The sequence below is a fragment of the Aeromicrobium sp. Leaf289 genome (assembly GCF_001423335.1).
Lineage (GTDB): Bacteria > Actinomycetota > Actinomycetes > Propionibacteriales > Nocardioidaceae > Aeromicrobium.
This window is the reverse complement of sequence record NZ_LMNK01000001.1, coordinates 277443-301885: the sequence shown is the minus strand read 5'-3', so window position 1 is coordinate 301885 and position 24443 is coordinate 277443. Positions and strand designations below refer to the sequence as shown.

Here is a 24443-nt window from a genome sequence, read left to right as displayed (position 1 = left end):
CTCGTCCTGTTGCGTCATGAACCTCCCGAAGGGTGCTCTCCCCACCTGTCGCCGCCAGCGGCGGACCAGAGAGGACCGTGGGGGACCAGTGAAGTACGACCGGCCGGTGTGGCAGCTCATGTACGAGTGCGCTGCCGCCATGCCCGATCCCTTCCGCTACGAGGACGTCCACCGCTGGTTCGCTCGTACCTACCCCGAGATCGGGCAGGCGACGATCCGCGCGCACCTGGTCGGCCTGTGCGAGGGGGGACGGCCCAAGCAGGCGCAGTTCGCGAGCCGGGCGCCGATCTTCCGCCGCGTGTCCCGGGGCATGTACGAGGTGATACCGGAGGGTGAGCGCAAGATCGACCCCGACCTGCCGGCCGACGGCGATCCGACGGGCGTGGCCCCGGGGCCGTCGGACGACACGTCGAGCGGGACGGACGATCCCGTGCACGACCGGTTCGTCGCCTCGGCCTTCGACGACGCGACCGTGGTGCGCGCCCCCCGCCCCGGGTCCGACGCGGAGCCTCCGGCCGACCGAGACACCGAGCCGGTCGGCCGAGCCGTCGGCTCGACCTTCGAGGACCTCATCGAGCGCTCAGGCCTGGCCGGTGAGCTGCAGGTGGTGCCCGACCCCACCGCCGAGTCGGCCGACGTGCTCCTGATCGCGAGCGACGGCGAGCGAGTCCTGGTGCCGGCGCCGTCACGCGAGATCTTCCGTTCCGAGGACTTCCAGTCCGCGCGTCTGCGGGCCCAGGCTCGCGGAGCGAGGTGGTACGTGCTGTCGGCCGAGCACGGGCTCCTGGACCCCGCGGAGTGGGTGTCGCCGGACTCACGGGCCCTCGGGGACCTGAGCCCGCAGTTCCGTCAGGTGTGGGCGGAGTGGGTGCTCGTCCGCCTCGAGTCGCTGGAGGGGGCGGTGGACGGACGACGGGTGCACGTCATCGCTCCGCACGCCTACGTCGGCCCCCTCGCGGCCGTGCTGCAGGACGCGGGCGCGGAGGTCAGCGTCGGTGGCCCGGAGCGCTCGGACGACCTGACCGCCGTCCGCGACCGTCCCCGCCCGCCGCTGGCGTCCCAGCCCGATCCGGTGCCGCAGCGAGCACGCGGCGGCTCCGACGCGATGCGTGTCCCCTCGACGACGGACGAGCCGGTTCGCGCGGAGCCGGTGCCGCTCGTGTCGGCAGCCGTCCCCGCCGACCAGGACGACCCACTGCTCGACGACGACGAGGTCTCCGTCGTCGTGCGGCACCTGGGCGACGGCGCCGGCGCCGTGGCGCCCGACCGCCTCGACGCCATCCAGGAGGTGCCGGGTCTCTTCGCCTGGCACGTCGACGCGGACGGGGCGCGGATGTTGAACCGCAGCCTCATGCTCCCGGTCGGTGCCGGCGTCCTGCACGTCGGACACGCGGGCGCGCTCGGGCGCTGGCCCGACGCGGTCCACAGCCTGCGGCACCTGGTCCAGGACGTCCAGCTGCAGGGGCGGTCGCGGAGCTCGATGTTCCGCGCCGGTCTGGCGATCGTCCTGAGCGAGCCCCTGGCGATGAGCTCGCTCGACGACCCGGCCCTCACCGACTGGATGCGTCGGCACCTGCGTGTGGTCACGTGGCCCACGGCCGAGCGCGACAGCATCCACGCCCTCGCGCACCGGGTGGTCGCCGCGCTCGAGCCGCCGCTCAACGTCGACCACCTGCGAGCGGGTGAGATGAGGCGCCGCCTCGCCGAGTTGCGCCGCCGGCACGGCTGAGTCAGTCGCGCGCGGTCCACGTCCGACCGTCGTCGAGCCGCCGAACACTACCTCTCGGTAGGGGTGCTGCTCGCGCAAACATGAGGATACCCTCATGAGATGGACGACACGATCTTCGACTACGAGACCACGGACGTCGCGGCCGGTCGCGCCCGCTTCCCGCGCCGACCCCTGCGCGCCACCACGGCCCACGACCGTCTCGACCTCGGCACGCGGGTGCGCCGCGACGCGACGGACTTCGCCTGCCACGCCTGGGACGAGTCCGGCCGACTCTGAGCACCGCCCCCGTCGAGGGGCCCCGGACGTGACACGGCCCCGCCGAGCCTTCGCTCGACGGGGCCGTGATGCGCCGTGATCAGTCCAGTGGGCGGATGTTGGCCGCCTGCAGACCCTTCTGGCCCTGCTCGACGTCGAACTCGACCTTCTGGTTCTCGTTGAGCGAGCGGTAGCCGCTCGTCTGGATCGCGCTGAAGTGTGCGAACACGTCCTCGCTGCCGTCGTCGGGGGCGATGAAGCCGAAGCCCTTGTCGGCGTTGAACCACTTGACCGTTCCTGTTGCCATTCTTCAACTACTCCTTCGGGTGCGTCCGCGACCGTCGCGGGCGCGTCGTCCGTCGTCTCACCCGCTGGGAGCAGCCCAGGGCACGAGGACCCCGAGGTGCCGGCACGGCCGGATCCAACGACAACGTATCCAGCCTAGGTCACGGAGCAGGGCGCGGCGAGGGTCCGTGTCGGCGCGTCGGTCAGCGGGGATTGCCGTACAGCGCGACGGCGTAGTAGCGGTCGTCGGCGTCCCGATAGGCGCCGATGCCGACGTAGCGGAATCCCGCGCCGAGCTGGTTGGCCCGGTGGCCCGGGGACTTCATCCAGTTATTCGCGCAGGACCCGGTGCATGCCACGTCCTTCGCGGCCCCGACGGTCCGCGTCCCTGTCGAGTGGTTGAAGGCCAGGTTCTCGCCGATGCCGTCCAGCCCGCAGCGCTCCATGATCGTCTTGAGCTGGGAGCCGGGTCGGTGTTGAAGCGACTTCTTTTGCGTGGCGAGGTACTTCGCCCACGAGTTCGCGTAGGTGTCCAAGCAGGTCCGCAAGGTGACGGGCGGTCGGTCGTGCGCTGCGCGCACCACGTTGGTCTGGTCCAGGACCTGCTTCTGGTAAGTCGGTGACCCGATGTACGCGTGGGCCGCGACGGTGGTGACGGCGAGCAGGACGGCCGTGAGGCCGCCCACGAGCAACGTGCGCATGCAAGGTTCCTGTCGGTCATGCCCCTGGAGACGGCGCGTCCGGCCGCACCCGCGCCACTCTGCCAGGTCCTTCGGACGCGTGTGCCCCTGTCTCACGGAGTGGCCCGAAAGAACTAGTTCGTTAGTACTAGGCGTCTCGAAAGTCAAGACTGCCGTTGCTCTCAGCAACCGCTTAGGTTGGTCGGCATCGTGCCTCGCCCGACCCATCCGGTCGGCGGGGCCTGTGGGCGGTCGATCGACTGCCCTCACCACACCATGTCCTAGGGGGGACCACGTGAAGCGTGTCACGTCAGGCATTCTGGGCCTCGGACTCGCGGCATCGCTCGGACTCACGTTCGCGGCGCCGACGAATGCGGCCCAAGCACCACCGACGGGGGGAGCGGACCGGATCCAGAAGGATCACGACCTGCCCAACCCCATCGAGGACAAGCGCCGCGAGCTGCGTGAGCAGGCCGTCAAGGCCGTGATCAACGGCGACGCCGAGCCCGTGGAGAAGAACGGCAGCACGGTCGTCAAGGTCGGCAAGGCCGCCAGCCCGGCCGACGCGGCCGCCATGAGGAACAAGAAGGCCTCGGCCAGGACCAAGGCGAAGGCGGCGAAGGGCAAGCAGAAGGACCAGTACGTCGAGCTCTCCCAGGAGCGCGCCGACAAGGTCTTCGTCATCCTCGCCGAGTTCGGCGACGAGCGTCACCCCGACTACCCCGACGGCGACACGGACCCGGACACCGCTGGTCCGGAGAAGTTCGACGGCCCCCTGCACAACCAGATCGAGGAGCCGGACCGCACGAAGGACAACTCGTCGGTCTGGCAGGAGGACTACGACCGCAAGCACTACCAGGACCTCTACTTCAAGACCGGGAAGAACGTCGAGTCGGTCAAGACGTACTACGAGAAGCAGTCCTCGGGTCGCTACACGGTCGACGGGACCGTCTCGGACTGGGTGAAGGTGAAGTACAACACCGCTCGCTACGGTCGCGACGACGCCTCGACGTGGAACCTGATCCAGGACGCGACGACCCAGTGGGTCGCCGACCAGAAGAAGGCCGGCAAGACCGCCGCGCAGATCAAGAAGCAGCTGGCGCAGTACGACGTCTACGACCGCTACGACTTCGACGGCGACGGCGACTTCAACGAGCCCGACGGCTACATCGACCACTTCCAGATCGTGCACGCGGGTGCAGGCGAGGAGGACGGCGACTCCACGCACGGCGAGGACGCGATCTGGTCGCACCGTTGGTACGCGTTCCTCACCGACCAGGGCGTCACCGGCCCGTCGCAGAACCAGCTCGGTGGAACCCAGATCGCCGACACCGGCCTCTGGATCGGTGACTACACCGTCCAGCCCGAGAACGGCGGGCTCTCGGTCTTCGTCCACGAGTACGGCCACGACCTGGGCCTGCCGGACGCCTACAGCACGGCCGGCGGCGACAACAGCAACGAGTTCTGGACGCTCATGGCTCAGTCCCGGCTCAACGCCAAGGGTGAGGCCCTCGGCGAGCGTGCCGGTGACCTCGGTGCGTGGGAGAAGCTGCAGCTCGGCTGGCTCGACCACGAGGTGATCGCCACCAAGGAGAAGCGCACGCTGGAGCTCGGGCCGCAGGAGTACAACTCGGCGAAGCCTCAGGGTGCCGTGGTGGTCCTGCCCAAGAAGGAGGTCACGCGCGAGCTCGGCGCACCGGGCTCGGGCTCGAAGCAGTTCTACTCCGGTTCCGGCGACGACCTGGCGAACGCGATGAGCACGGAGGTCTCCATCCCCGCCGGCAGCAGCAGTGCCGCGCTGAAGGCGAAGGTGCGCTACGAGATCGAGGAGGGCTACGACTACGCCTACGTGCAGGCCTCCACCGACGGTGGCTCCACCTGGACGGCCCTCGACGGCACCATCGGTGGGGCCCCGATCGGGGACGACACCTCCGGACGTCCCGGGATCGACGGGAAGCAGGAGAGCTGGGCCGACCTCGTCGTCCCGCTCGACGCCTACGTCGGCAAGACCGTGCAGCTGCGCGTGTTCTACAAGACGGACGGCGGCCTGGCGCTGCCCGGCCTGTTCGTCGACGACGTGTCGGTCACGGCCGGTGGCACCGAGCTGCTGAGCGACGACGCCGAGGACGGCGGCGAGGCCTGGACGTTCGACGGCTTCTCGATCGTGGGCGCCTCCACGACCGACGAGTACGACAACTACTACGTCATGGGCCACCGGTCGTACGTCTCGTACGACCGGTACCTCAAGACGGGGCCGTACAACTTCGGCTTCGCCACGACGAAGCCCGACTGGGTGGAGCACTACGCCTACCAGACGGGTCTGCTGATCTCGTACTGGGACACGTCGCAGGCCGACAACAACACCATCACCCACCCGGGTGAGGGGCGGAACCTGCCGATCGACGCGCGACCGCGCCCGATCACCGACATGTCCACCGGCAAGCCGTGGCGCGCCCGCGTCCAGGTCTACGACGCGCCGTTCTCGACGCGCAAGGCCGACTCCATGACCCTGCACACGAACGGCAAGCCCAGCTACATCCGTGGCCAGGCGGCGGCACCGCTGTTCGACGACACCAAGAAGTACTTCTACGAGGAGGCTCCGCAGCACGGCGTCAAGCTGCCGGCTGCTGGTGTCAAGGTGCGGGTGCTGTCCGAGAAGGGCACGTCCATGAAGGTCCGGTTCAACTGACGCGGCGCGTCAGCTGAGAGGTCGGAGCTTCCCCTGATCGGAAGGGGCGCGTACCAGGGGGGTGCGCGCCCCTTCCTCATGTCCGCAGGCGGTTGGGTCCTGCCTCCCGGGGATCACCTGGACCGCAGGACATCGTCCACGGCGCCGGGCGCTCCGCCGAACTCGTCGGCGACCTCTCCGGCGACCTCCTCGGGGTGGCCGGCCGGGTGGCCGTCCTCGTCGAGTCCGGCGTCGGCGTCGCGCAGGGCACGATGCGCGGTGGAGAGGACCAGGGCCGCGGCGAGCACGGCCACGGCGGCCACCGCGAACGGCACGTGCACCGAGGTGGCCGCGACGAGTCGGCCTGCGGCGAAGGGAGCGAGACCGCCGCCGATGAAGCGGACGAAGCCGTAGGCGGCGGAGGCCACCGGCCGCTCGACCGGCGAGATCGTCATGACGGCCTGCGTCATCAGGGTGTTGTTGATGCCGATGAAGATGCCCGCCGCCACCACGCAGCCGACCATGAGCCTCTGGTCGGTGGGGTCGACCGCCATCAGGGCCAGGTCGACCGCGAACAGCGTGAACGCCACGTAGAGCGAGACGGACGTGCCGAGGTGACGCTGCAGCCACGGCGCCCCGACCACCGAGAAGAAGGCCACCAGCACGCCCCAGGCGAAGAACACCCATCCGAGCTGGGTGATCGAGAGTGCCATCGGGAAGGGGGCGTACCCGAGCATCGTGAAGAAGCCCCAGTTGTAGAGCAGGGCCGCGACGCTCATCGTGGCCAGCCCGCGGTGACGCAGCGCCCTCAGCGGGGCCGAGAGCGGCGTCGTGTGGTCGGGCCTGGGGGTGGAGGGCAGGAGCACGACGGTCGCGACGAGGGCGATCGACATGAGGACGGCCACGCCGTAGAACGGACCGCGCCAGCTGATGTTGCCGAGTGTCCCGCCGACGAGGGGGCCCGCGGCGATGCCGAGACCGAGCGCCGCCTCGTACAGGATGATCGCGCCGGCGAACCCACCCCGGGCACTCGAGACGATCGCGGCGAGCGACGTCGCGATGAAGAGCGCGTTGCCCAGGCCCCAACCGGCGCGGAAGGCGACGATGCCCTCGATGCTGCCGCTGGACCCCGCGAGGGCGGCGAACACGACGATGATGGCCAGGCCGACGACGAGCGTCCGCTTGGCGCCGAAGCGGCTCGACACGGCGTTCGTGACGAGCATGGCGACGGCGGTCACGACGAGGTAGCTGGTGAACAGGAGCGTCACCTGGCTCTCCGTGGCGTCGAGCTGCTCCTTGAGCGCGGGCAGGATGGGGTCCACCAGGCCGATCCCCATGAAGGAGATCACGCAGGCGAAGGCGACGGCGTACACGGCCTTCGGCTGGCCGAGCAGGCTCGATCGGGCTCCGTCGTGTCCGCTGGTGTCGGTGGTGCGGTCAGTGGGGCTGTTCATGGTCCTCCTGGGTGAGCTCGACGATCGCGTCGACGGCGGCATCGAGCGCCGCGAGCTGGTCGGGTGGGAGACGGGCGACCCGGGCGGCGACGATCGCGTCCTGCTGTCGACGGCGCTCCGCGAGGGCGTCACGCCCGGCGTCGGTGACCGCCACGAGCGTCGCTCGGCGGTCGCTGGGGTCGGACGTGCGGCTGACGAGGCCCGAGGCCTCGAGACGCTGGACGAGCCCGGTCATCGCCGGCTGGCCGACGGCCTCGAGCCGGGTCAGGTCCGAGATGCGGGACGGTCCGCGCCGTTCGAGCGCGGAGAGCGTCCCGGCGGCCGTGCGGCTGAGGCGGTGGGAGGCGGTCTCGCGGGAGACCACCGAGACCAGCTCGCGCAGGGCCTGGGCCAGTCGCGTGACATCCGGTTGCGTCATGCAACCAAATGTATCAGGGCCTGATATTCATCGGTCGTGGGAGGTCATCGCCGCGTCACGCGTCCGGCGAGCAGGCCGACGAGCACCACAGCGAGGGTCCACAGGACCCCGGCGAGCGGCAGGGCCAGCACCAGCAGCAGGCACCCTGCGGCCCCGAGCCGCGCCAGCATCCGCAGGGCTGCGCGGCGTCGACGGCCGGGCGCTCCGGCCGGGAGCCCGTGACCGTCCAGGGTGAGGGCCGAGGCGTTGGTGAGCGCGTAGTAGACGAGCACGCACCCGCTCGAGGCGGCGACGGCCTCGACCGCACCGACGAACGGCAGCGCCGCCACGACGACGAGGCTCACCGCGACCTGGGCCGAGGCAGGGACGCCACGGGAGGACTCGCGCGCCAGACGCGCCGGTAGGTGGCGGTCGCGGGACATCGCGAGCACGGTCCGACTGACCCCGCCCAGCAGGGAGAGCAGGGCCCCGCCCGCGGCCACCACGGCGGTCGCGGCCACGACGGTGGAGAGCGCAGGATGGCCGAGCGTGTCGACGGCGTCGGCGAGGGCACGGTCGCTCGCGGAGGCGACGTCGGCGGGCAGCGTGCGCGAGACGGCCAGGGCGACGAGCAGGTAGAGCGCCGTGACCAGGACGAACGAGACCGCCACGGCGCGCGGGATGGTGCGCTCGGGGTCGCGGACCTCCTCGCCGAGGGTGGCCAGCCGGGCGTAGCCGGCGAAGGCGAAGAACAGCAGGGCGGCGGCCTGGACCACGTCGAGCCCGTCGGTGAGCGGGGCCGGCGCGACGACGGCGCCTCGTTCGAGGAGCAGCAGGACCGAGCCGCCGACCACGATCACGACCAGCGCCGCCGAGGCGGTCAGCGCGTCGGCGGACCGCCGGGCGCCGGCGAGGTCGACGAGCGTGAGGATCACGACGGCGAGGATCGCCGCCGACGTGGCGTGACCGGGCCAGAGGTGCGCGCCGACCGCCAGAGCCATGGCCGCGCACGAGGCGGTCTTGCCGACCACGAAGACCCAGCCGGCCAGGTGCCCCCAGGTGGGGCCGAGGCACTCACGGGCGAACACGTAGGTGCCGCCGGCGGCGGGCATGCGCCGAGCCAACCTGGCCGACGCGGTGGCGTTGAGCCCGGCCACCATCGCCGCGAGCAGCACGGCCGGCACGGCGGCGTCGCCCGCGCGCCCCACGACGGGTCCGACGGCCACGAAGATGCCGGCGCCCAGCATGGAGCCGGCACCGAGGCCGGTCGCCCGGACAGGGCCGAGGACCCGCGCCAGCGCCACGGCTCAGACGTCGTAGTCGACGACGAGCGGCGCGTGGTCGGAGAACCGCTCCGCGTAGGTGGGGGCCCGGTCGACCCGGGCGGCGACCGCGGTGGCGGCCAGCTCGGGCGTGGCCAGCTGGTAGTCGATGCGCCAGCCGGTGTCGTTGTCGAAGGCCTGGCCCCGCCACGACCACCAGGTGTACGGGCCGTCCACGTCGCCGGCGTGGGCGCGCGCCACGTCGACCCACCCGAGGTCGTCACGGACGCGGTCCAGGTAGGCGCGCTCCTCGGGCAGGAAGCCGGCCTTCTTGAGGTTGCCGCGCCAGTTCTTGATGTCCCGCTCCGTGTGCCCGACGTTGAAGTCGCCCGTCACGACCGCGTGGTCGGCGTGCTCGCGCAGCTCGGCGAGGCGCACCAGCAGCTGGTCGAGGAAGCGGTACTTGTCGTCCTGGCTCGGGGTGCCCACGCCACCGGAGTGCACGTAGGCCGAGACCACGGTGAGCAGGCTGCCGTCGTCGAGGACCACGTCGGACTCGATCCAGCGTCCGGCGTCGTCGAAGGACGGGTCGCCGTGCCCCACGCGGTGCGCCTTCGGCTCGGTGCGGCTGAGCACGGCCACGCCGGCGCGGCCCTTCGCGGCAGCCTCGGCGTGCACGACGTGGAAGCCGCTGTCGGCCATCAGGTCGTGGACGAGGGCGTCGGGCGCGCGGACCTCCTGCAGCGTGACGACGTCGGCCTCGACGGCGTCGAGCCAGGGACCCATGCCCCGGCGGAGAGCGGCACGGATGCCGTTGACGTTGACGGTGGCGATGCGGAGCACGCGAGCCACCCTACGAGTGGCCTCCGACGTCGGCGGAAGCCGGTGGAGTGCCGGTGCCGACGGGTGCGGTGGGCTCGTGCGGGGCGTCGACGGCGTCGATGATCCAGGCCAGCTCCCACGCACGCTCGTGCCACGCGGCGTAGCGTCCGCTCACCCCGCCGTGACCGGCGTGCATCTCGGTCTTGAGCAGGGGCGGCGTGCTGCCGGTGGAGAGCTCGCGCAGCCGCGCCACCCACTTGGCCGGCTCGACGTAGAGCACGCGGGTGTCGTTGAGGCTCGTGACCGCGAGGACCGGGGGATAGTCGGCGGCGCGCACGTTCTCGTAGGGCGAGTAGGACTTCATGTACGCGTACACGTCGGGGTCGTGCAGGGGATCGCCCCACTCGTCCCACTCGATCACGGTCAGCGGCAGGCTGGGGTCGAGGATGGTGGTGAGGGCGTCGACGAACGGCACCTCCGCGACGACCGCACCGAACGCGTCGGGTGCGAGGTTGAGCGCGGCGCCGACGAGCAGGCCACCGGCGCTGCCTCCTTCGGCCACGAGACGCTCGGCGCTGGTCCACCCCTCGGACACGAGGTGGCGCGCCGCGGCGACGAAGTCGGAGAACGTGTTCTTCTTGTGCACCAGCTTGCCCTGGTCGTACCAGGCGCGGCCGAGCTCGCCGCCCCCGCGCACGTGCGCGATGGCGAAGACGAAGCCACGGTCGAGCAGCGACAGACGAGGGATCGACAGCCCCGGATCCATGCTGATCTCGTACGAGCCGTAGCCGTAGAGGAGGGCGGGCGCCGACCCGTCGCGAGGGGTGTCGGCCCGGGCCACGAGCGAGATCGGCACGCGCGTGCCGTCGTCGGCGACGGCCCAGGTGCGGTGCTGCACGTAGTCGGCCGGGTCGTAGCCCCCGAGGACGGTCTGCTGCTTGCGGACCACGAGCTCCCCGGTGTCGACCACGTAGTCGAGCACCGTGCTGGGGGTGACCAACGAGCCCATGCCCAACCGGATCACGGGCTGGTCCCACTCGGCGTTCCCGCCGACGCCGGCGGTGAACAGCTCCTCGCCGAAGTCGATCTCGGTGAGCTCCCCGACGCCGTCGGCACCGAGGGGGGCGACCGCCACGCGCGTCATGGCGGCGCGTCGGTAGGAGAGCACGAGGGTCTTCGCGAACACGTCGACGGCCTCGAGCCGGGTCCCCGGCGTGTGGGGGACGACCACGTCGGGCCGGCTCGTCGGGGCGTCGACGGGCACGGAGCCCAGCTCGAAGTCCTCGGCGTCGTCGTTGTGCAGCACGAGGAAGACGTCGTGGTCGCCCAGCACCGCGTGCTCGAGGGAGTACTCGACGCCGTCGCGGCGGGGGATCACCACGCGGAACTCGCCCGTGGGGTCGTCGGCCTCGAGCACGAGCACCTCGCTCGTGATCTTCGACGAGGCACCGATGACCAGGTAGCGCTCGGACTGCGTGCGTCCGACGCCGGTGAAGAACCGCTCGTCGGTCTCCTCGTGCACGAGCACGTCTGAGGCGTCGGTGCCGAGCCGGTGCCGCCACACCCGGTGGGGGCGCCACGCGTCGTCCACGGTCGTGTAGAAGAGGTGGCTCCCGTCGGCCGACCAGGTGACCCCGCCGCTCGTCCCGGGGATCTCGTCGGGCAGGACCTCACCGGTGCGCAGGTCCTTGACGCGGATCGTGTAGCGCTCGTCGCCGACCACGTCGACCGACCACGCGAGGAGGTTCTCGTCGTCGCTGAGCGAGAACCCGCCGAGGGAGAAGAACTCGTGCCCCTCCGCCTCGACGTTGGAGTCGAGCAGGACCTCCTCGCCCGGGACGGGGACCCCGGGGACCAGGACCGGCGGGTCCCAGTCGTCGGGGGACTCCACCCGGGTGCGGCAGCGGATCGCGTACTGGCTGCCCTCGGAGGTGCGTGAGTAGTACCACCACTGACCGTGCCGCACGGGCACCGAGAGGTCGGTCTCGAGGGTGCGGGTGCGGATCTCCTCGAACAGCCGCGCGCGCAGGTCGGCGAGGTGGGCCGTGCGAGCCTCGGCGTAGTCGTTCTCGGCCTCGAGGTGCGTGATCGTGCGCGGGTCGTCCTTGTCGCGCAACCACTCGTAGTCGTCCTCGACGGAGTCGCCGTGGTGGCTGCGGGTGATCGGGTGCTTCGCGGCGACCGGGGGATGGGACGAGGAGGTCATGCGGTGACGCTATCGCCCGGTTCCACGGGAGGCACGGAGACGTGGTCGGGCAGGTCCGCCGCGACCTCCGCGTCCGCGAGCTCGTCGGGGCGACGCGGGCGGGTCGGCCCCTCGTGCCCGGGGGAGAGGTCGGGATCGTCGGCCGCGAAGGTGTGCACCGGCCCCGGTCCGGTGAGCCGGGTCTCGAACCGGACGGTGACCCGGCCCAGCCCGCCACCCCAGACCCATCCGTCGCCGTGGGTGCGGTGGTGGACGTCGTTGCCGGGGCTCCAGCTGACCGGTGGAGGCGGCGCGACGTCGGCGGCGTCGGGCTGCTCGAAGGGAGGGAGGTCGATCGGCTCGTCCTCCTCGAAGAGGTCGTCCTGCACCCAGTCGGCGAGGCCACTGATGCCGACGCCGACGAGCCGCAGCCCGCCGGAGAGGTCGGTGCTGGCGAGCAGTGCCAGTGCGCTGCGGGCCAGCAGGCCGGGGGAGTCGGTGGGCCCGGGAAGCGTCGTGGACCGGGTGTGGGTCTCGAAGTCGTGGTAGCGGATCTTGAGGGTGACGGTGCGCCCCGACAGGTGTCCGCGGCGGAGGCGGTCGGCCACGCGACGGGCCATCGTCTCGACGACACGTTCCAGCCGGGCGCGATCGGTGACGTCGTCGGGGAAGGTGTCCTCCACGCTGATCGACTTGGCCTCCCGCTCGGCCACCACGGGGCGGTCGTCGTCGGCCCACGAGAGTCGTGCGAGCGAGCGCCCCGAGGCCGAGCCGAGCAGACGGACCAGCTCGTCCTCGTCGCGCGACCGGAGCTCGTCGACCGTGGAGACGCCGGTGCGCCGCAGCCGCTCGGCGGTGGCCGGTCCGACGCCGGGGATGGCGGTGACCTGCATGGGTCCGAGCAGCTCCAGCTCGGTCCCCGGCGCCACGACGAAGAGGCCGTCGGGCTTGCGGATCTCGCTCGCGATCTTGGCCATCAGCTTCGAGGAGGCGACGCCCACCGAGGCGGTGAGCCCGTGCGTGAGGTCCTCGATGTCGGCCCGGAGCGCCTCGACCCGGGCGAGCAGGGCGTCGGGGTCGGGGTCGTGGTCGGGCCCGGCGGCGAGGTCGACGAAGGCCTCGTCGAGCGACAGCGGCTCGACGAGGGGCGACTCCTGCCGCAGGCGGGCCATGACGAGGGCGCTCGCCTCGCGGTAGGCGTCGAAGCGGCCGCTGAGGAAGGCTGCGTGCGGACAGCGCGACCGGGCCTCGGCCATGCGCATCGCCGACCGCACGCCGTGCACGCGCGCCTCGTAGGAGGCGGTCGAGACGACGCCCCGGTGCCCGATCCCGCCCACGATGACCGGCTTGCCGCGCAGCGACGGCTTGTCGCGCTGCTCCACCGAGGCGAAGAACGCGTCGAGGTCGAGGTGGAGCACCGAGGCCGTGGACCGCATCGGCCCATTGTGCGTGCCTTCGCCGACCGCACGCGCGTCCACAGCCCGCGGCCCCGCCGGCGGCGGCTGTCCACAGGTCCGCCGCAGGCTCTGTCGGGCCGCGCGACGGAGCGTGAGTGTGGAGACATGACGACTGCACCCGTGTTCACGGCCCACGACGTGGGCGACCTGTTCAACCTGCTGCCGACCGTGTTCGGCTTCATGCCCGAGGAGTCGATCTGCGCGATCGCCACGTCCGGGCCACGCGAGCGGTTCGGCTTCCGCATGCGCGTCGACCTGCCCCACGACGCGGAGCACGTCCCCCAGCTGGCCCGCTTCGTGGCGGGCCACCTGCGCAACAACGGTGCCGAGGGCGCCATCGTGCTCGTCGTCTCGGGTCGACGCGAGGCCGCCGGCGAGGCGGCGTGGGCGGTCGAGCGGGCTCTCGGGACGGTTCGCCCCGTCGTCACGGCCTGGACCGACACGCAGCGGTACTGGACGACCTTCGACGACGATCCGAGGGAGGGGACCCCTCTGGAGCTGAGCGACCACCACCCGGGTGTCGTCAGTGCCGTCGTCGCGGGTCAGGAGATCCTTCCGGACCGGGCCACGCTGGAGCGGCGGTGGCTTCCCGCCGACGGGCCGCGGTGCGGTTGGCTGGCCTCGCAGGTGCTGGAGGTGGAACGCGACATCGTCCGGCAGTCGTGGACGCGCTCCGGGGCGCAAGTCGGCGACGCCGGCATCGACGAGGTCCTCCAGGTCGTCGGCCTCCTCGAGGACGGTGCGCGACCCGACGACCTGGCCCTCCTGCGCTCCTGCGTCTGGCTCACCCACCACGCGGTGCGCGACCGGCTCTGGCCGCTGTACTCCCGGGACGAGGCGGAACGGGTCCTGCCGGCGTGGCGCGAGCTCGCCCGCCAGGCGCCGTCGGCGTACGCCGCGGTCCCGTACACGGTGGCCGCCTACCTCGCCTACCTGGTGGGCGACGGCGCCCAGGCCATGATGGGCCTCGAGCACGCGCGCGCCGCCGACCCCTGCTTCGACATGGCCGAGAGCCTCCAGCGCGCCCTCGTCGCGGGCCTGCACCCGGACCGGTTGCACCACCTGGTGAGCGGTGCGGCCCTGGCCGAGCTGGCCGAGACGACACGTCCGCGGCCCGACGCGACCTGACCGTCGACCTCGCGACACCGGGACGGACACGTCCGCCTGGAGAGGCGTGCGTTCGGTGAGGCGCGCGACCTCCGCGACCCCTAGGGTTGCCCCATGGGGCAGGACGTCGACGACAGGTCCTTCACGCGCGAGGACCGGACCCGCTATCGGGCGAAGGTCCGTCGATGTCTCGACGTCTTCGCGCGCATGCTCTCCGAGCGAGACTTCTCGGTGGGGGAGCCGCAGATCGGTGTGGAGATCGAGTTCAACCTCGTCGACGAGGTGGGCGATCCCGCGATGAAGAACGCCGAGGCGCTCGAGGCGATCGCCGACGAGGCGTTCCAGACCGAGCTCGGGCTGTTCAACATCGAGATCAACGTCCCGCCGCAGCCGGCGAGCGGCGCGGGCTTCCGGACGCTGGAGGACACGGTCCGCCGTGACCTCAACGAGGCGCAGTCGAAGGCGGAGCGAGCGGGGGCGGGGCTGCTGATGGTGGGCGTGCTGCCCACGCTGCGCGAGCAGCACCTCGGCGCCGACTCGCTCTCGCCCAACCCGCGCTACCACCTGTTGTCGGACCAGATCCTGTCGGCGCGCGGCGAGGACATCGAGATCGTCATCGACGGTGTCGACCGGCTCGCCACGACGGCCGACACGATCATCCCCGAGGCCGCGTGCACAAGCACCCAGCTGCACCTGCAGGTCGAGCCCGACGAGTTCGCGGCGACCTGGAACGCAGCCCAGGCCGTTGCCGGGGTCCAGGTCGCGGTGGGCGCCAACTCGCCGTTCCTGCTCGGCCGTCAGCTGTGGCACGAGACGCGCATCCCGCTCTTCGAGCAGGCCACCGACACCCGCAGCGAGGAGCTCAAGACCCAGGGCGTCCGCCCCCGGGTGTTCTTCGGGGAGCGCTGGATCACGTCGGTCTTCGACCTGTTCGAGGAGAACGTGCGCTTCTTCCCGGCGCTGCTGCCGATCGTGGAGGACGAGGACCCGCTCGCGGAGCTCGAGGCGGGGCGCGTGCCGTCGCTCGCCGAGCTGCGACTGCACAACGGCACCGTCTACCGCTGGAACCGGCCGATCTACGACGTGGCCGACGGACGTCCGCACCTGAGGGTCGAGAACCGGCTGCTGCCGGCCGGGCCGACCGTGGTCGACACCCTCGCGAACGCGGCCCTCTTCTACGGCCTGGTGCACGTGATGCGCCAGAGCGAGCGCCCGGTCTGGTCGCAGCTGTCGTTCAAGGCTGCCGAGGACAACTTCCACCAGGCGGCCCGGGTCGGCATCGAGACGGACCAGTACTGGCCGTCGGTCGGCACCGTGTCGGCGCGCGAGCTGGTGCTGCGCCACCTCCTGCCCCTGGCCCACGAGGGGCTCGCGCAGATGGGCGTCGACGGACCGGTGGCCGGACGCCTGCTCGACGTCATCGAGCAGCGCTGCATCCGAGGCGTCAACGGGGCGACCTGGCTCATCGGCAGCTTCGAGCGCGAGCTCACGCGCGGCGGTGATCGGGTGAAGGCGCTGCAGGCCGTCACGCGGCGCTACGCCGAGCTCATGCACGCGAACGAGCCGGTCCACAGCTGGCCGACGGACTGAGTCCGGAGGGGTCGGGCGCCGGCATCCGTGGGGCGTGCGCCCCCGTCGGTGGGGGCTTGGGCGTGCGTGGCAGACTGGACCACGCAGAGGTTGACCGCAGGCCTCTTTGTTGCGCCCTCATACCGGTCGAGGAGGAGATTTGTTCGTGAGTTCCGTGCCCGGAGCGCGACCCCGTGTCGCACGTTCGGCCGCGCGAGTGGACTCGCCGAGCAGGTCTTGCCCCACGACCCGGCGCGAGCAGTACCGCCCAGCCCACCCGCGAGATCAGAAGAGCCCGTGACGAAGACTTCCAAGAAGCCCGCAGCCTCCTCGACCGCGAAGAAGGCTCCCGCCAAGAAGGCCCCGGCCAGCAAGGCCGCGCCCTCCACGCAGGCGAAGAAGGCGCCCGCCAAGAAGGCTCCGGCCAAGAAGACCGCCGCCAAGAAGACGGCCGAGAAGCCGGTCGACATCGCCGAGGTCCTCGAGGTGCCCGCCGCAGGCGAGGCCGCCAAGGTCGACGCCCAGGGCAAGAAGATCCTGCCGGACATCCCCGACGAGGAGTTCGTCAAGGATCTCAAGAACGACCCGACGCTGAAGGAGGACGAGGAGTCCAGCTTCACGCTGTCGGCGGCCGACGAGTCCGACGAGCCCGTCCAGCAGGTCATGGTCGCCGGCGCCACGGCCGACCCGGTCAAGGACTACCTCAAGCAGATCGGCAAGGTCTCGCTGCTCACCGCCGGTGAGGAGGTCGAGCTCGCCAAGCGCATCGAGGCCGGCCTGTTCGCCGAGGAGAAGCTCGCCAAGGGCGGTCGCATCTCCGAGAAGGTCCGTGAGGAGCTCGACTGGATCGTCGTCGACGGTCGCCGGGCCAAGAACCACCTGCTCGAGGCCAACCTGCGCCTCGTGGTCTCGCTGGCCAAGCGCTACACCGGCCGCGGCATGCTCTTCCTCGACCTGATCCAGGAGGGCAACCTCGGTCTCATCCGTGCGGTCGAGAAGTTCGACTACACCAAGGGCTTCAAGTTCTCGACCTACGCCACCTGGTGGATCCGTCAGGCCATCACGCGCGCCATGGCCGACCAGGCCCGCACCATCCGCATCCCGGTGCACATGGTCGAGGTCATCAACAAGCTGGCTCGCGTGCAGCGTCAGATGCTCCAGGACCTGGGCCGCGAGCCCACCCCGGAGGAGCTGGCGCTCGAGCTGGACATGACGCCCGAGAAGGTCGTCGAGGTCCAGAAGTACGGTCGCGAGCCCATCAGCCTCCACACGCCCCTCGGCGAGGACGGCGACAGCGAGTTCGGCGACCTCATCGAGGACTCCGAGGCCATCGTCCCGGCCGACGCCGTGTCGTTCACGCTCCTGCAGGAGCAGCTGCACGCCGTCCTCGACACTCTCAGCGAGCGCGAGTCCGGCGTGGTCTCCATGCGCTTCGGCCTGACCGACGGCCAGCCGAAGACGCTCGACGAGATCGGCAAGGTCTACGGCGTCACGCGTGAGCGCATCCGCCAGATCGAGTCCAAGACGATGAGCAAGCTGCGCCACCCGTCCCGCTCGCAGGTCCTGCGCGACTACCTCGACTGAGTCGTGCCGCCCACGCGCTCGGATCTGACTGGAATTCCAGGAAGAATCGGAACGCGTGGGCGACGCGCCGGCACCGCGCGGCGCTCCTGGTCCAGATCAGTTCGAAGGCGGCGCCGAGACGGGCCTGGCCTACCGGGTCCACCGGCCTCGTCGCCGAGCGTGTGGCCATCGCGCCACACGGTGCGTGGGCGGGCAGCCTGTCGGCGGACTTCAGAGGGGCACCGCCAGCCCTCCGCATCCCAGGCGCGTCAACCCTCGGCGTCGCAGGCGCGGCGTGCCTCCGACTCGAGCTGGTCGGTCGTGATCGCTCGAAGCGTCGCCGTGTCGGGCCACGGGTCGGCCATCACGTAGACGACACCCGGGCGCAGCTTCCCGGACCACCCCGGCGTGAGCCACACGGACATGGTCAACCGATCGTCACTCGACAGATCGATGAGGTAGCCGGCCCCGTCCTCGAGGTCGAGATCGGGCTGAGGGCCCCACTCGCCTCCTGGCTCACCGAGCCTGATGGTCACCAACCCTGTCACGGGGCCGTCGTGGGTCGACAGAGCCTGGACCGGGTTCTCCTCCTCGTCGTCGAGTCCTTCGCGGTCGGAGACCACGCTCAACGTGTCGACGTTCGGTGCGCAGACGTACGAGACGATCTCGACCTCGTCGTCGGCCGTGAGGCGAACCCCGGTGATCCCGGCAGGCGGTGGGATGTAGCCGACGAGATTCCCGCATCCGGAGGAAGCAGCGGACACCGCCAACGCCAGGCCTGCCGCGAAAGTGGCTCTCACTGACGAATCGTCCCATGGCATCGAGCGACACGGCTCTTCCCGAGGTGTTGTCGACGTCGAGATCACGGAGGCCGGATCGTGACCATCTGTCCCCCCGCGACTCGTCCCGGGGGATGGTGCCTGTGCATGCGCCGCAGCGCTCGCCGTCCAGGCGTCGATACGCTTCGAGCGTGTCGGGAGCTGCCGAGAGCGCGGTGCGGCGATCGCTCCTGCGTGCGGAGATCTCGATTCCGCGTCTGTGGACCTACGCCCTGGTCCTGTACGTCCTGGCACTGATCGGCTGGGGACTCCTGCATCTCGCCGGGGTCGACACCCGCGGGTTCGACGGCCACCTCATCGGCGCCACGTTGATCGTGTGCATGGTCCTCGTAGCGACGAGGCTGTTGGTGCAGTTCCTCCTCGGCCTGACGGACCGCACGTGATCCTCGGGCCGACCGAGGTCGGGCAGCTCCGGACGTCGTCAGCGGAGCTCACGGTCCGCCGGGCGCGCCGGCGCCTCGCGTCCGACTGATCTCACCTGCGAGACCGCACAGTCGGACGGCTCCCACCCGGGTCCAGACATGACGACGGGCCGGGACGATCTCGAGGATCGTCCCGGCCCGTGTCGTGGTGCGTCGAGCGTGTCGACGCGCGGCTCAGCGCGGCGGGGGGACTTCCCCACGACGGTCGCGGCTGCGGCCGCTCAGGATCAGGGACACGATGAGGCCCAGTGCCCCGACGGCGATGAGGATGTAGCCGACCATGGTGAGGTCGACCCCGTTGATGGAGTCCTGGACCGCGAACGCCAGGATGGCGCCTGCTGCCAGCAGGAAGAGCGAGCTGCCGATCTGCATGATGTCTCCTCGGTTCGACGTCGACCGTGGTGGCCGACTTCGCCGAGCGTGGCACGGACCGCACCGGCCCGCACCTCGGCGCGCAGGACCTGGAAAGACGTCTTGCCCAGACGCGGGGTGACTCTGAGTTAGACTGTCGCGACCCACACGTCGATCTCGGGAGACACAGCGGTGCGTAGCTACGACCGAACGGGCCGACTCGTGCGTCGACTGGGGGTGGGCCTGCTCGGCTCGGCCGTCCTGGTCGGTGCCTTGAGCGCAGCCCCCACCTCCGCGGTGGAGACCCCCTCGCCCTCGCCGACCGCGGACGCGGCCGAGCCCACCAACGTGACGCCCGACCCGACCCCGGCACCCACCACTCGCGACGTGAGCCCGCAGGCGGCCGAGACCACGGCCGCGCAGAGCCGGCCGTACGGCCCGGACTACGAGGTCAAGGTCGAGCCCAACTTCTCCCGGCCCAACGGCAGCTACATGAAAGCCAGCGACTACACACTGCTCAACGACCTCGAGCGGTTGATTCGCGGTTCGTACCTGGAACGAGTCGACGGCGAATGGGTGAAGCGCAAAGCAGCCGACATCAGCAACAACTACATCTACATCTCGGTCTCGCGCATGGAGAACTCCAAGCGCGTCGGACGCGAGCTCATCAAGGCCGCGAAGGCCGGCGTCGACGTCTACATGATCCACGGCAAGGCCTCGCAGTCCAAGGAGTCGCGCGCGCTGCAGAAGAGCCTGACCTCACTCAAGCACGGCCACTTCAGGATCTGCGCCAAGGGCAAGAGCCTCGCCTGCCTCTCCACGCTGAACGGCGCCATCATGCATTCCAAGGTGCTACTGGTGAGCGAGACTTACGACCGGGACAACAAGCCTGCTTACGGTGCGACGTGGTCCGGCTCGGCCAACCTCGGTGGGCCCAGCGGTGAGTACACCTTCAACAACGGGTGGACCACCTACAACGACAAGAAGATCTTCCTGCAGATGCGCGAGTTCTTCCAGGACATGTGGGCCGAGCGCAACATCGGGAAGACCTACAAGTACGACTACCCGCGCTACATCGCCGCGAATGCGCGACGTTACGGCTTCCAGACCGGGACGGATGAGAAGGGCGAGCCGGTCAACTCCTTCTACCGCACCCCGTACGCGTATAACGGGATGTTCTACTCCGAGCTCTCGAACACCACCTACTACCCGACGCCGATCTCGGCGTCGCCGGCCAACGGCCGCGACCCCGTGATCAACCTGCTCAACCGGGTCGTCCCCGACTCCACGTGCAAGATCCGCCTGCAGCACAACCGCTTCAAGTACCGCCGCATCGCGGTGGCGCAGAAGCTGACGCGGCTCACCGAGCGCGGTTGCCTCGTCGAGGCGATCTCGTTCCGCGACGAGATCAAGGCCAACCGGACGGCGCACTGCCAGCAGTACATCCGCATCTGCAAGCCGATCCTCGACGTGTTCCGCACCTCGGTCACGCGCATCCCGGCCGCCTACGCCAAGCCCCACGACAAGACGATGCTCGTCGAGGCGAAGCTGAAGTCGAACCCGTGGAACAAGGAGGAGCTGCTCCCCAACGGCGAGAACTTCTCCAAGTACCCCGACGGCACCTTCGTGCGCGTCGTCCAGGCCGGGTCCGCCGCCCTCACCGGGTCCAACCTGGTGGTGAGCGACGAGATCACGACCGAGACGACCGACCCGTCGGTCTACAAGGAGTACCTCGAGCACTGGTACGCCATCTGGCGCAGCTCCGGCGCCCGGAACTGGTCGTACTGACCGGCGCCCTCGTGGCACCACGAGAAGGGCCCCTCACCGCTCAGCGGTGAGGGGCCCTTCTCGTACGTTCGTGTTCGGTCAGACCTCGGGGTTCGAGGCCGCGGTGGGCTCGGAGCCGAGGCGTCCGGTCTCGTCGTGGATCGACACGGCGACCTCACGCAGCTTGTCCTCGTGCTCACGGGCGTGGTGCGCGCAGAAGAGCAGCTCGGCACCGCCGGCCAGCTCGACGCGGACGTACGCCTGCGCACCGCAACGGTCACAGCGGTCGGTCGCGTTCAGACCGGGAAGCTCGGCGACTGCAGCCATCATGTTCTCTCTTCCTCAGCGTCGTCGTTCAGCGGGTACGTCTGACTCAACATCCAACCACGGGCTGTTGTTCCGCGCCGGAGTTGGTGACATACGACATAGATACTGCCGACCGTCGCCAAACCTGCGGAGGTGGGTCGGCGCGCCGCGTGTCAGACCGGTCACCGGGGACCTTCTGACTAGGCTGGTGAGGGGGTCGGCGATCGCCTGCACGCACGGTGTCCGACGCCGTCCGACCCGACGCGAAACCACCCGGTGGAGGCCACTGAGTTGTCGACCTACGACGCACGCAACCTGCTCGTCCTCGAAGGACTCGAGGCGGTCCGCAAGCGCCCCGGCATGTACATCGGCTCCACGGACACCCGTGGACTCATGCACTGCCTGTGGGAGATCATCGACAACTCCGTCGACGAGGCGCTGGACGGCCACTGCGACCGCATCGACGTGGTGCTCCACGCCGACGGCTCGGTCGAGGTGCGCGACAACGGCCGCGGCGTCCCGGTGGACATCGAGCCCAAGACCGGGCTCACCGGCGTCGAGGTCGTGTACACGAAGCTCCACGCCGGCGGGAAGTTCGGCGGCGGCTCCTACAACGCCACCGGCGGCCTGCACGGCGTCGGCGCGTCGGTCGTCAACGCGCTGTCCTCCCGCCTCGACGTGCAGGTCGACAAGTCCGGTGCGACGTGGTCGATGTCGTTCCGGCGGGGTGAGCCGGGCGTCTTCGCCGGCGACGGACCCACCGCGGACTTCACCGCCGACAACACCCTGCACAAGGGCGGCCGGGTCAAGAAGACGGTCACCGGCACGCGGGTGCGCTACTGGGCCGACCCGCAGATCTTCATCAAGACCGCCACGTTCTCCTACGAGGAGCTCGTCACCCGCGCACGGCAGACGTCGTTCCTCGTGCCAGGACTCGAGATCGTCATCCGCGACGAGCGCGGCGACGAGCCGGTCGAGGAGTCGTTCAAGCACGACGGCGGCATCACCGAGTACTGCGACTTCCTCGCCGCCGACGAGCCGGTGAGCGAGGTGCTGCGCCTGCAGGGCCACGGCGCCTTCACCGAGACCGTCCCGGTGCTCGACTCCAAGGGCCACATGACGCCCCAGGAGGTCGAGCGCGACCTCGGCGTCGACGTGGCGCTGCGCTGGGGCACCGGGTACGAGACCCAGGTCCGGTCCTTCGTCAACATCATCGCCACGCCCAAGGGCGGCACCCACGTCCAGGGCTTCGAGCGCGGTCTCACCAAGACCTTCAACGACACGCTGCGCACCACCCGGCTGCTCAAGTCCGGCGACGTCGACGTCATCAAGGACGACGTCCTCGAGGGCATGACCGCCGTGGTCACGGTGCGCCTCGCCGAGCCCCAGTTCGAGGGCCAGACGAAGGAGGTGCTCGGCACCCCGGCCGTCACCAAGATCGTCAACCAGGTCGTCTCGCGCGAGCTCAAGGCGTTCCTGACGTCCACCAAGACGGCGCAGAAGGCCAAGGCGCGCCTCGTCATGGAGAAGGTCGTCGCCGCGTCGCGCACCCGGCTCATGGCCCGCCAGCAGCGCGACAACCAGCGCCGCAAGAACGCCCTGGAGTCCAGCGCCCTGCCCGCCAAGCTGGCCGACTGCCGCGCCGCTGACGCCGACCGCACGGAGCTGTTCATCGTCGAGGGCGACTCCGCGCTCGGCACCGCGAAGTCCGCGCGCGACTCGGAGTTCCAGGCGCTGCTGCCCATCCGCGGCAAGATCCTGAACGTCCAGAAGGCCAGCGTCGGCGACATGCTCAAGAACCTGGAGTGCTCGTCGATCATCCAGGTCGTCGGCGCCGGCTCGGGCCGCACCTTCGACCTGGACCAGACGCGGTACGGCCGGATCATCTTCATGGCCGACGCCGACTCCGACGGCGCCCACATCCGGTGCCTGCTGGCCACGCTGTTCTTCCGGTACATGCGTCCGCTGGTGGAGGAGGGCCGCGTGTACACGGCCGTGCCGCCCCTGCACCGCATCGAGCTGGTCAACCCCAAGAAGGGGCAGGAGAAGTACCAGTACACCTACTCCGACGCCGAGCTGCAGCGCACCCTGGCCGACCTCAAGCGCCGCAACGTGCGCTGGAAGGACCCCATCCAGCGCTACAAGGGCCTGGGCGAGATGGACGCCGACCAGCTGGCCGAGACCACGATGGACCCCCGCCACCGCACGCTGCGCCGGCTCACGGTCGACGACGCCGAGCGCGCCGCCGGTGTGTTCGAGCTGCTGATGGGCAACGAGGTCGCTCCGCGCAAGGAGTTCATCGTGCAGAGCGCCTACGAGGTCGACTCCGACCTGATCGACGCGTGAGCCTGCTCCACGTCGCTACGATGCCGCCGTGAGCGACATCAGCGATCCCGGGGGAGCCGGACGCGGGGACCGGCGCACCGCTCGACGCGCCGTCGACGCCGCCTACGCGGCCGGGCGCATCTCGGCCGTCGACCGGTCGCTGCGGATGGAGCAGATCGACGCGGCCTCGACCCGAGGCGACCTGGCCATGGTGGTCCGCGACCTGACGGACCGTCCGGCCGATCCGCCGCCCTCTCGGCCCACCGCGTCGAGCGACGCGGCGCAGCCGTCGTTCCCGGCGTCGCCCGCGGCCGACCAGCCTGCCCCGTCGGCGGGCAGCAGCCCGTTCCTGGGGCCACCTGCCACGAGCCCCGGCGAGGCGCCGGGCCGTGCGTGGCCGCCGCCCGGGTTCGGTGGGACCCCGCAGGTGGGCGAGCGCACCTCCGGCACCAACCGCCGGACGATCGGCTGCATCGTCGCCGTGGTGGCGTTCTTCTTCCTGGCTCCCTGCCTGCTGGGTGCCGGCGGGCTCGTCCTGAGCCTCTTCTTCGGTGGCAGTGACTTCGACAGCAGTGACGTCGTCGCGGTCGAGCAGGTCGAGCAGTGGTGGGACGAGCGTGTGGACGACCTCGCCGCCGCCTCCGGGACCACCGTCGTCTCGGCGTACCGCGTCGGCGAGGACACCGGCACCGCCACGACCGACGAGCCGACGGCCTCGACCGACTGGACCTACTCGTCGAGCGTGTGGGTGGAGGGCATGACCCGCGCGGACCTCCCCGAGCGTCCCGTGGCCGACCTCGCCCGCATCGACGCCTCGGCCGTGCAGACCGCCGTCGACGACGCCCGGTTCGCGGTCGACACCGACGCCGACCCCACGATCATGATCAGGGTCAGACCGCAGATCGGGCAGGACCCCCTGCTCGAGGTCACCGTCGGGGACGGCGCAGCGGTGCAGAGCCGGACCTACGACTCCGACGGCCTGCTGCTCCAGGACTGAGCC

Annotated in this window: 21 protein-coding genes; 10 read left to right on the top strand and 11 right to left on the bottom strand. The window is 70.6% G+C overall.

What is annotated here, in order from left to right; genetic code table 11:
- The first annotated feature begins 139 nt into the window (after nucleotides 1-139).
- Nucleotides 140-1729 (top strand): DUF6884 domain-containing protein, encoded by a 1590-nt coding sequence (locus ASF37_RS01465; protein WP_156364777.1) that lies wholly within the window; start codon nucleotides 140-142, stop codon nucleotides 1727-1729.
- Between the two features lie 99 nt (nucleotides 1730-1828).
- Nucleotides 1829-2005 carry a hypothetical protein gene (locus ASF37_RS17020; RefSeq protein WP_156364778.1) on the top strand — a complete coding sequence of 59 codons (177 nt, stop codon included), beginning with the start codon at nucleotides 1829-1831 and terminating at the stop codon, nucleotides 2003-2005.
- 79 nt (nucleotides 2006-2084) lie between these two features.
- Here ASF37_RS17020 and ASF37_RS01460 read toward each other — a convergent pair whose 3' ends face one another.
- Both ASF37_RS01460 and ASF37_RS17315 read right to left on the bottom strand, forming a co-directional pair.
- Nucleotides 2085-2291 (bottom strand): cold-shock protein, encoded by a 207-nt coding sequence (locus tag ASF37_RS01460; RefSeq protein WP_055967782.1) that lies wholly within the window; start codon nucleotides 2289-2291, stop codon nucleotides 2085-2087.
- Nucleotides 2292-2472: 181 nt separating this feature from the next.
- On the bottom strand, nucleotides 2473-2970 hold the full coding sequence (locus ASF37_RS17315) for a CAP domain-containing protein (protein ID WP_056578658.1): 498 nt from the start codon (nucleotides 2968-2970) through the stop codon (nucleotides 2473-2475).
- A 274-nt stretch (nucleotides 2971-3244) separates the two neighbouring features.
- Here ASF37_RS17315 and ASF37_RS01450 point away from each other — a divergent pair, with 274 nt between their 5' ends.
- The gene (locus tag ASF37_RS01450; RefSeq protein WP_056578655.1) at nucleotides 3245-5638 is read left to right on the top strand and encodes an immune inhibitor A domain-containing protein; all 2394 of its coding nucleotides are present in this window, start codon (nucleotides 3245-3247) and stop codon (nucleotides 5636-5638) included.
- Nucleotides 5639-5751: 113 nt separating this feature from the next.
- Here ASF37_RS01450 and ASF37_RS01445 read toward each other — a convergent pair whose 3' ends face one another.
- From ASF37_RS01445 to ASF37_RS01420, 6 genes are read right to left on the bottom strand one after another with little or no spacing between them, the layout of a single operon-like run.
- Nucleotides 5752-7071, bottom strand: coding sequence for an MFS transporter (locus tag ASF37_RS01445; RefSeq protein ID WP_056578652.1), 1320 nt, complete (start codon nucleotides 7069-7071; stop codon nucleotides 5752-5754).
- Nucleotides 7055-7489, bottom strand: a complete 435-nt coding sequence (locus ASF37_RS01440; RefSeq protein WP_056554434.1) for a MarR family winged helix-turn-helix transcriptional regulator — start codon at nucleotides 7487-7489, stop codon at nucleotides 7055-7057. Before ASF37_RS01440 ends, ASF37_RS01445 begins: the two co-directional genes overlap by 17 nt.
- Before the next feature lie 44 nt (nucleotides 7490-7533).
- Nucleotides 7534-8772 carry an APC family permease gene (locus ASF37_RS01435; RefSeq protein ID WP_235499932.1) on the bottom strand — a complete coding sequence of 413 codons (1239 nt, stop codon included), beginning with the start codon at nucleotides 8770-8772 and terminating at the stop codon, nucleotides 7534-7536.
- 3 nt (nucleotides 8773-8775) lie between these two features.
- Nucleotides 8776-9573 carry an exodeoxyribonuclease III gene (locus ASF37_RS01430; protein ID WP_200914541.1) on the bottom strand — a complete coding sequence of 266 codons (798 nt, stop codon included), beginning with the start codon at nucleotides 9571-9573 and terminating at the stop codon, nucleotides 8776-8778.
- A gap of 10 nt (nucleotides 9574-9583) precedes the next feature.
- Nucleotides 9584-11758, bottom strand: coding sequence for a S9 family peptidase (locus tag ASF37_RS01425; RefSeq protein ID WP_082506330.1), 2175 nt, complete (start codon nucleotides 11756-11758; stop codon nucleotides 9584-9586).
- The gene (locus ASF37_RS01420; RefSeq protein ID WP_082506371.1) at nucleotides 11755-13173 is read right to left on the bottom strand and encodes a DNA polymerase IV; all 1419 of its coding nucleotides are present in this window, start codon (nucleotides 13171-13173) and stop codon (nucleotides 11755-11757) included. The genes ASF37_RS01425 and ASF37_RS01420 overlap by 4 nt, the downstream gene beginning before the upstream one ends.
- Before the next feature lie 126 nt (nucleotides 13174-13299).
- Between ASF37_RS01420 and ASF37_RS01415 the strand changes: the two genes are divergently transcribed.
- The 3 genes from ASF37_RS01415 to ASF37_RS01405 all read left to right on the top strand — a co-directional run bounded on the left by ASF37_RS01415 (nucleotide 13300) and on the right by ASF37_RS01405 (nucleotide 17454).
- Nucleotides 13300-14322 (top strand): DUF4192 domain-containing protein, encoded by a 1023-nt coding sequence (locus ASF37_RS01415; RefSeq protein ID WP_082481909.1) that lies wholly within the window; start codon nucleotides 13300-13302, stop codon nucleotides 14320-14322.
- 93 nt (nucleotides 14323-14415) lie between these two features.
- Nucleotides 14416-15891, top strand: a complete 1476-nt coding sequence (locus ASF37_RS01410; protein WP_056578649.1) for a hypothetical protein — start codon at nucleotides 14416-14418, stop codon at nucleotides 15889-15891.
- A 216-nt stretch (nucleotides 15892-16107) separates the two neighbouring features.
- On the top strand, nucleotides 16108-17454 hold the full coding sequence (locus ASF37_RS01405; protein WP_082480795.1) for an RNA polymerase sigma factor: 1347 nt from the start codon (nucleotides 16108-16110) through the stop codon (nucleotides 17452-17454).
- A 248-nt stretch (nucleotides 17455-17702) separates the two neighbouring features.
- Here ASF37_RS01405 and ASF37_RS01400 read toward each other — a convergent pair whose 3' ends face one another.
- A complete protein-coding gene (locus ASF37_RS01400) occupies nucleotides 17703-18299 on the bottom strand; it encodes a hypothetical protein (protein WP_156368096.1) in 597 nt (198 codons plus the stop codon).
- A 104-nt stretch (nucleotides 18300-18403) separates the two neighbouring features.
- On the opposite strand from ASF37_RS01400, the gene ASF37_RS01395 reads away from it, so the two are divergent.
- A complete protein-coding gene (locus ASF37_RS01395; protein WP_056578644.1) occupies nucleotides 18404-18655 on the top strand; it encodes a hypothetical protein in 252 nt (83 codons plus the stop codon).
- A gap of 213 nt (nucleotides 18656-18868) precedes the next feature.
- On the opposite strand, the gene ASF37_RS01390 is transcribed toward ASF37_RS01395, so the two are convergent.
- A complete protein-coding gene (locus ASF37_RS01390; RefSeq protein WP_056578641.1) occupies nucleotides 18869-19066 on the bottom strand; it encodes a DUF6458 family protein in 198 nt (65 codons plus the stop codon).
- Nucleotides 19067-19267: 201 nt separating this feature from the next.
- Between ASF37_RS01390 and ASF37_RS01385 the strand changes: the two genes are divergently transcribed.
- The gene (locus tag ASF37_RS01385; RefSeq protein WP_156368095.1) at nucleotides 19268-20833 is read left to right on the top strand and encodes a phospholipase D-like domain-containing protein; all 1566 of its coding nucleotides are present in this window, start codon (nucleotides 19268-19270) and stop codon (nucleotides 20831-20833) included.
- Between the two features lie 78 nt (nucleotides 20834-20911).
- On the opposite strand, the gene ASF37_RS01380 is transcribed toward ASF37_RS01385, so the two are convergent.
- Complete coding sequence (locus tag ASF37_RS01380) at nucleotides 20912-21142, bottom strand: hypothetical protein (RefSeq protein WP_055967819.1); 231 nt, start codon at nucleotides 21140-21142, stop codon at nucleotides 20912-20914.
- A gap of 267 nt (nucleotides 21143-21409) precedes the next feature.
- Between ASF37_RS01380 and ASF37_RS01375 the strand changes: the two genes are divergently transcribed.
- Entirely contained in the window at nucleotides 21410-23464 is a 2055-nt protein-coding gene (locus tag ASF37_RS01375; protein ID WP_311210558.1) for a DNA topoisomerase IV subunit B, read from the top strand.
- 28 nt (nucleotides 23465-23492) lie between these two features.
- Complete coding sequence (locus tag ASF37_RS01370; protein WP_056578635.1) at nucleotides 23493-24440, top strand: DUF1707 domain-containing protein; 948 nt, start codon at nucleotides 23493-23495, stop codon at nucleotides 24438-24440.
- Nucleotides 24441-24443 lie beyond the last annotated feature (3 nt).

Excerpts from the sequence above, each read along its gene's own strand:
- ASF37_RS01465 (WP_156364777.1), top strand. The coding sequence starts at position 140 with ATGCCCGATCCCTTCCGCTACGAGGACGTCCACCGCTGGTTCGCTCGT.
- ASF37_RS17020 (WP_156364778.1), top strand. The coding sequence starts at position 1,829 with ATGGACGACACGATCTTCGACTACGAGACCACGGACGTCGCGGCCGGT.
- ASF37_RS01460 (WP_055967782.1), bottom strand. The coding sequence starts at position 2,291 with ATGGCAACAGGAACGGTCAAGTGGTTCAACGCCGACAAGGGCTTCGGC.
- ASF37_RS17315 (WP_056578658.1), bottom strand. The coding sequence starts at position 2,970 with ATGCGCACGTTGCTCGTGGGCGGCCTCACGGCCGTCCTGCTCGCCGTC.
- ASF37_RS01445 (WP_056578652.1), bottom strand. The coding sequence starts at position 7,071 with ATGAACAGCCCCACTGACCGCACCACCGACACCAGCGGACACGACGGA.
- ASF37_RS01440 (WP_056554434.1), bottom strand. The coding sequence starts at position 7,489 with ATGACGCAACCGGATGTCACGCGACTGGCCCAGGCCCTGCGCGAGCTG.
- ASF37_RS01425 (WP_082506330.1), bottom strand. The coding sequence starts at position 11,758 with ATGACCTCCTCGTCCCATCCCCCGGTCGCCGCGAAGCACCCGATCACC.
- ASF37_RS01420 (WP_082506371.1), bottom strand. The coding sequence starts at position 13,173 with ATGCGGTCCACGGCCTCGGTGCTCCACCTCGACCTCGACGCGTTCTTC.
- ASF37_RS01415 (WP_082481909.1), top strand. The coding sequence starts at position 13,300 with ATGACGACTGCACCCGTGTTCACGGCCCACGACGTGGGCGACCTGTTC.
- ASF37_RS01410 (WP_056578649.1), top strand. The coding sequence starts at position 14,416 with ATGGGGCAGGACGTCGACGACAGGTCCTTCACGCGCGAGGACCGGACC.
- ASF37_RS01390 (WP_056578641.1), bottom strand. The coding sequence starts at position 19,066 with ATGCAGATCGGCAGCTCGCTCTTCCTGCTGGCAGCAGGCGCCATCCTG.
- ASF37_RS01380 (WP_055967819.1), bottom strand. The coding sequence starts at position 21,142 with ATGATGGCTGCAGTCGCCGAGCTTCCCGGTCTGAACGCGACCGACCGC.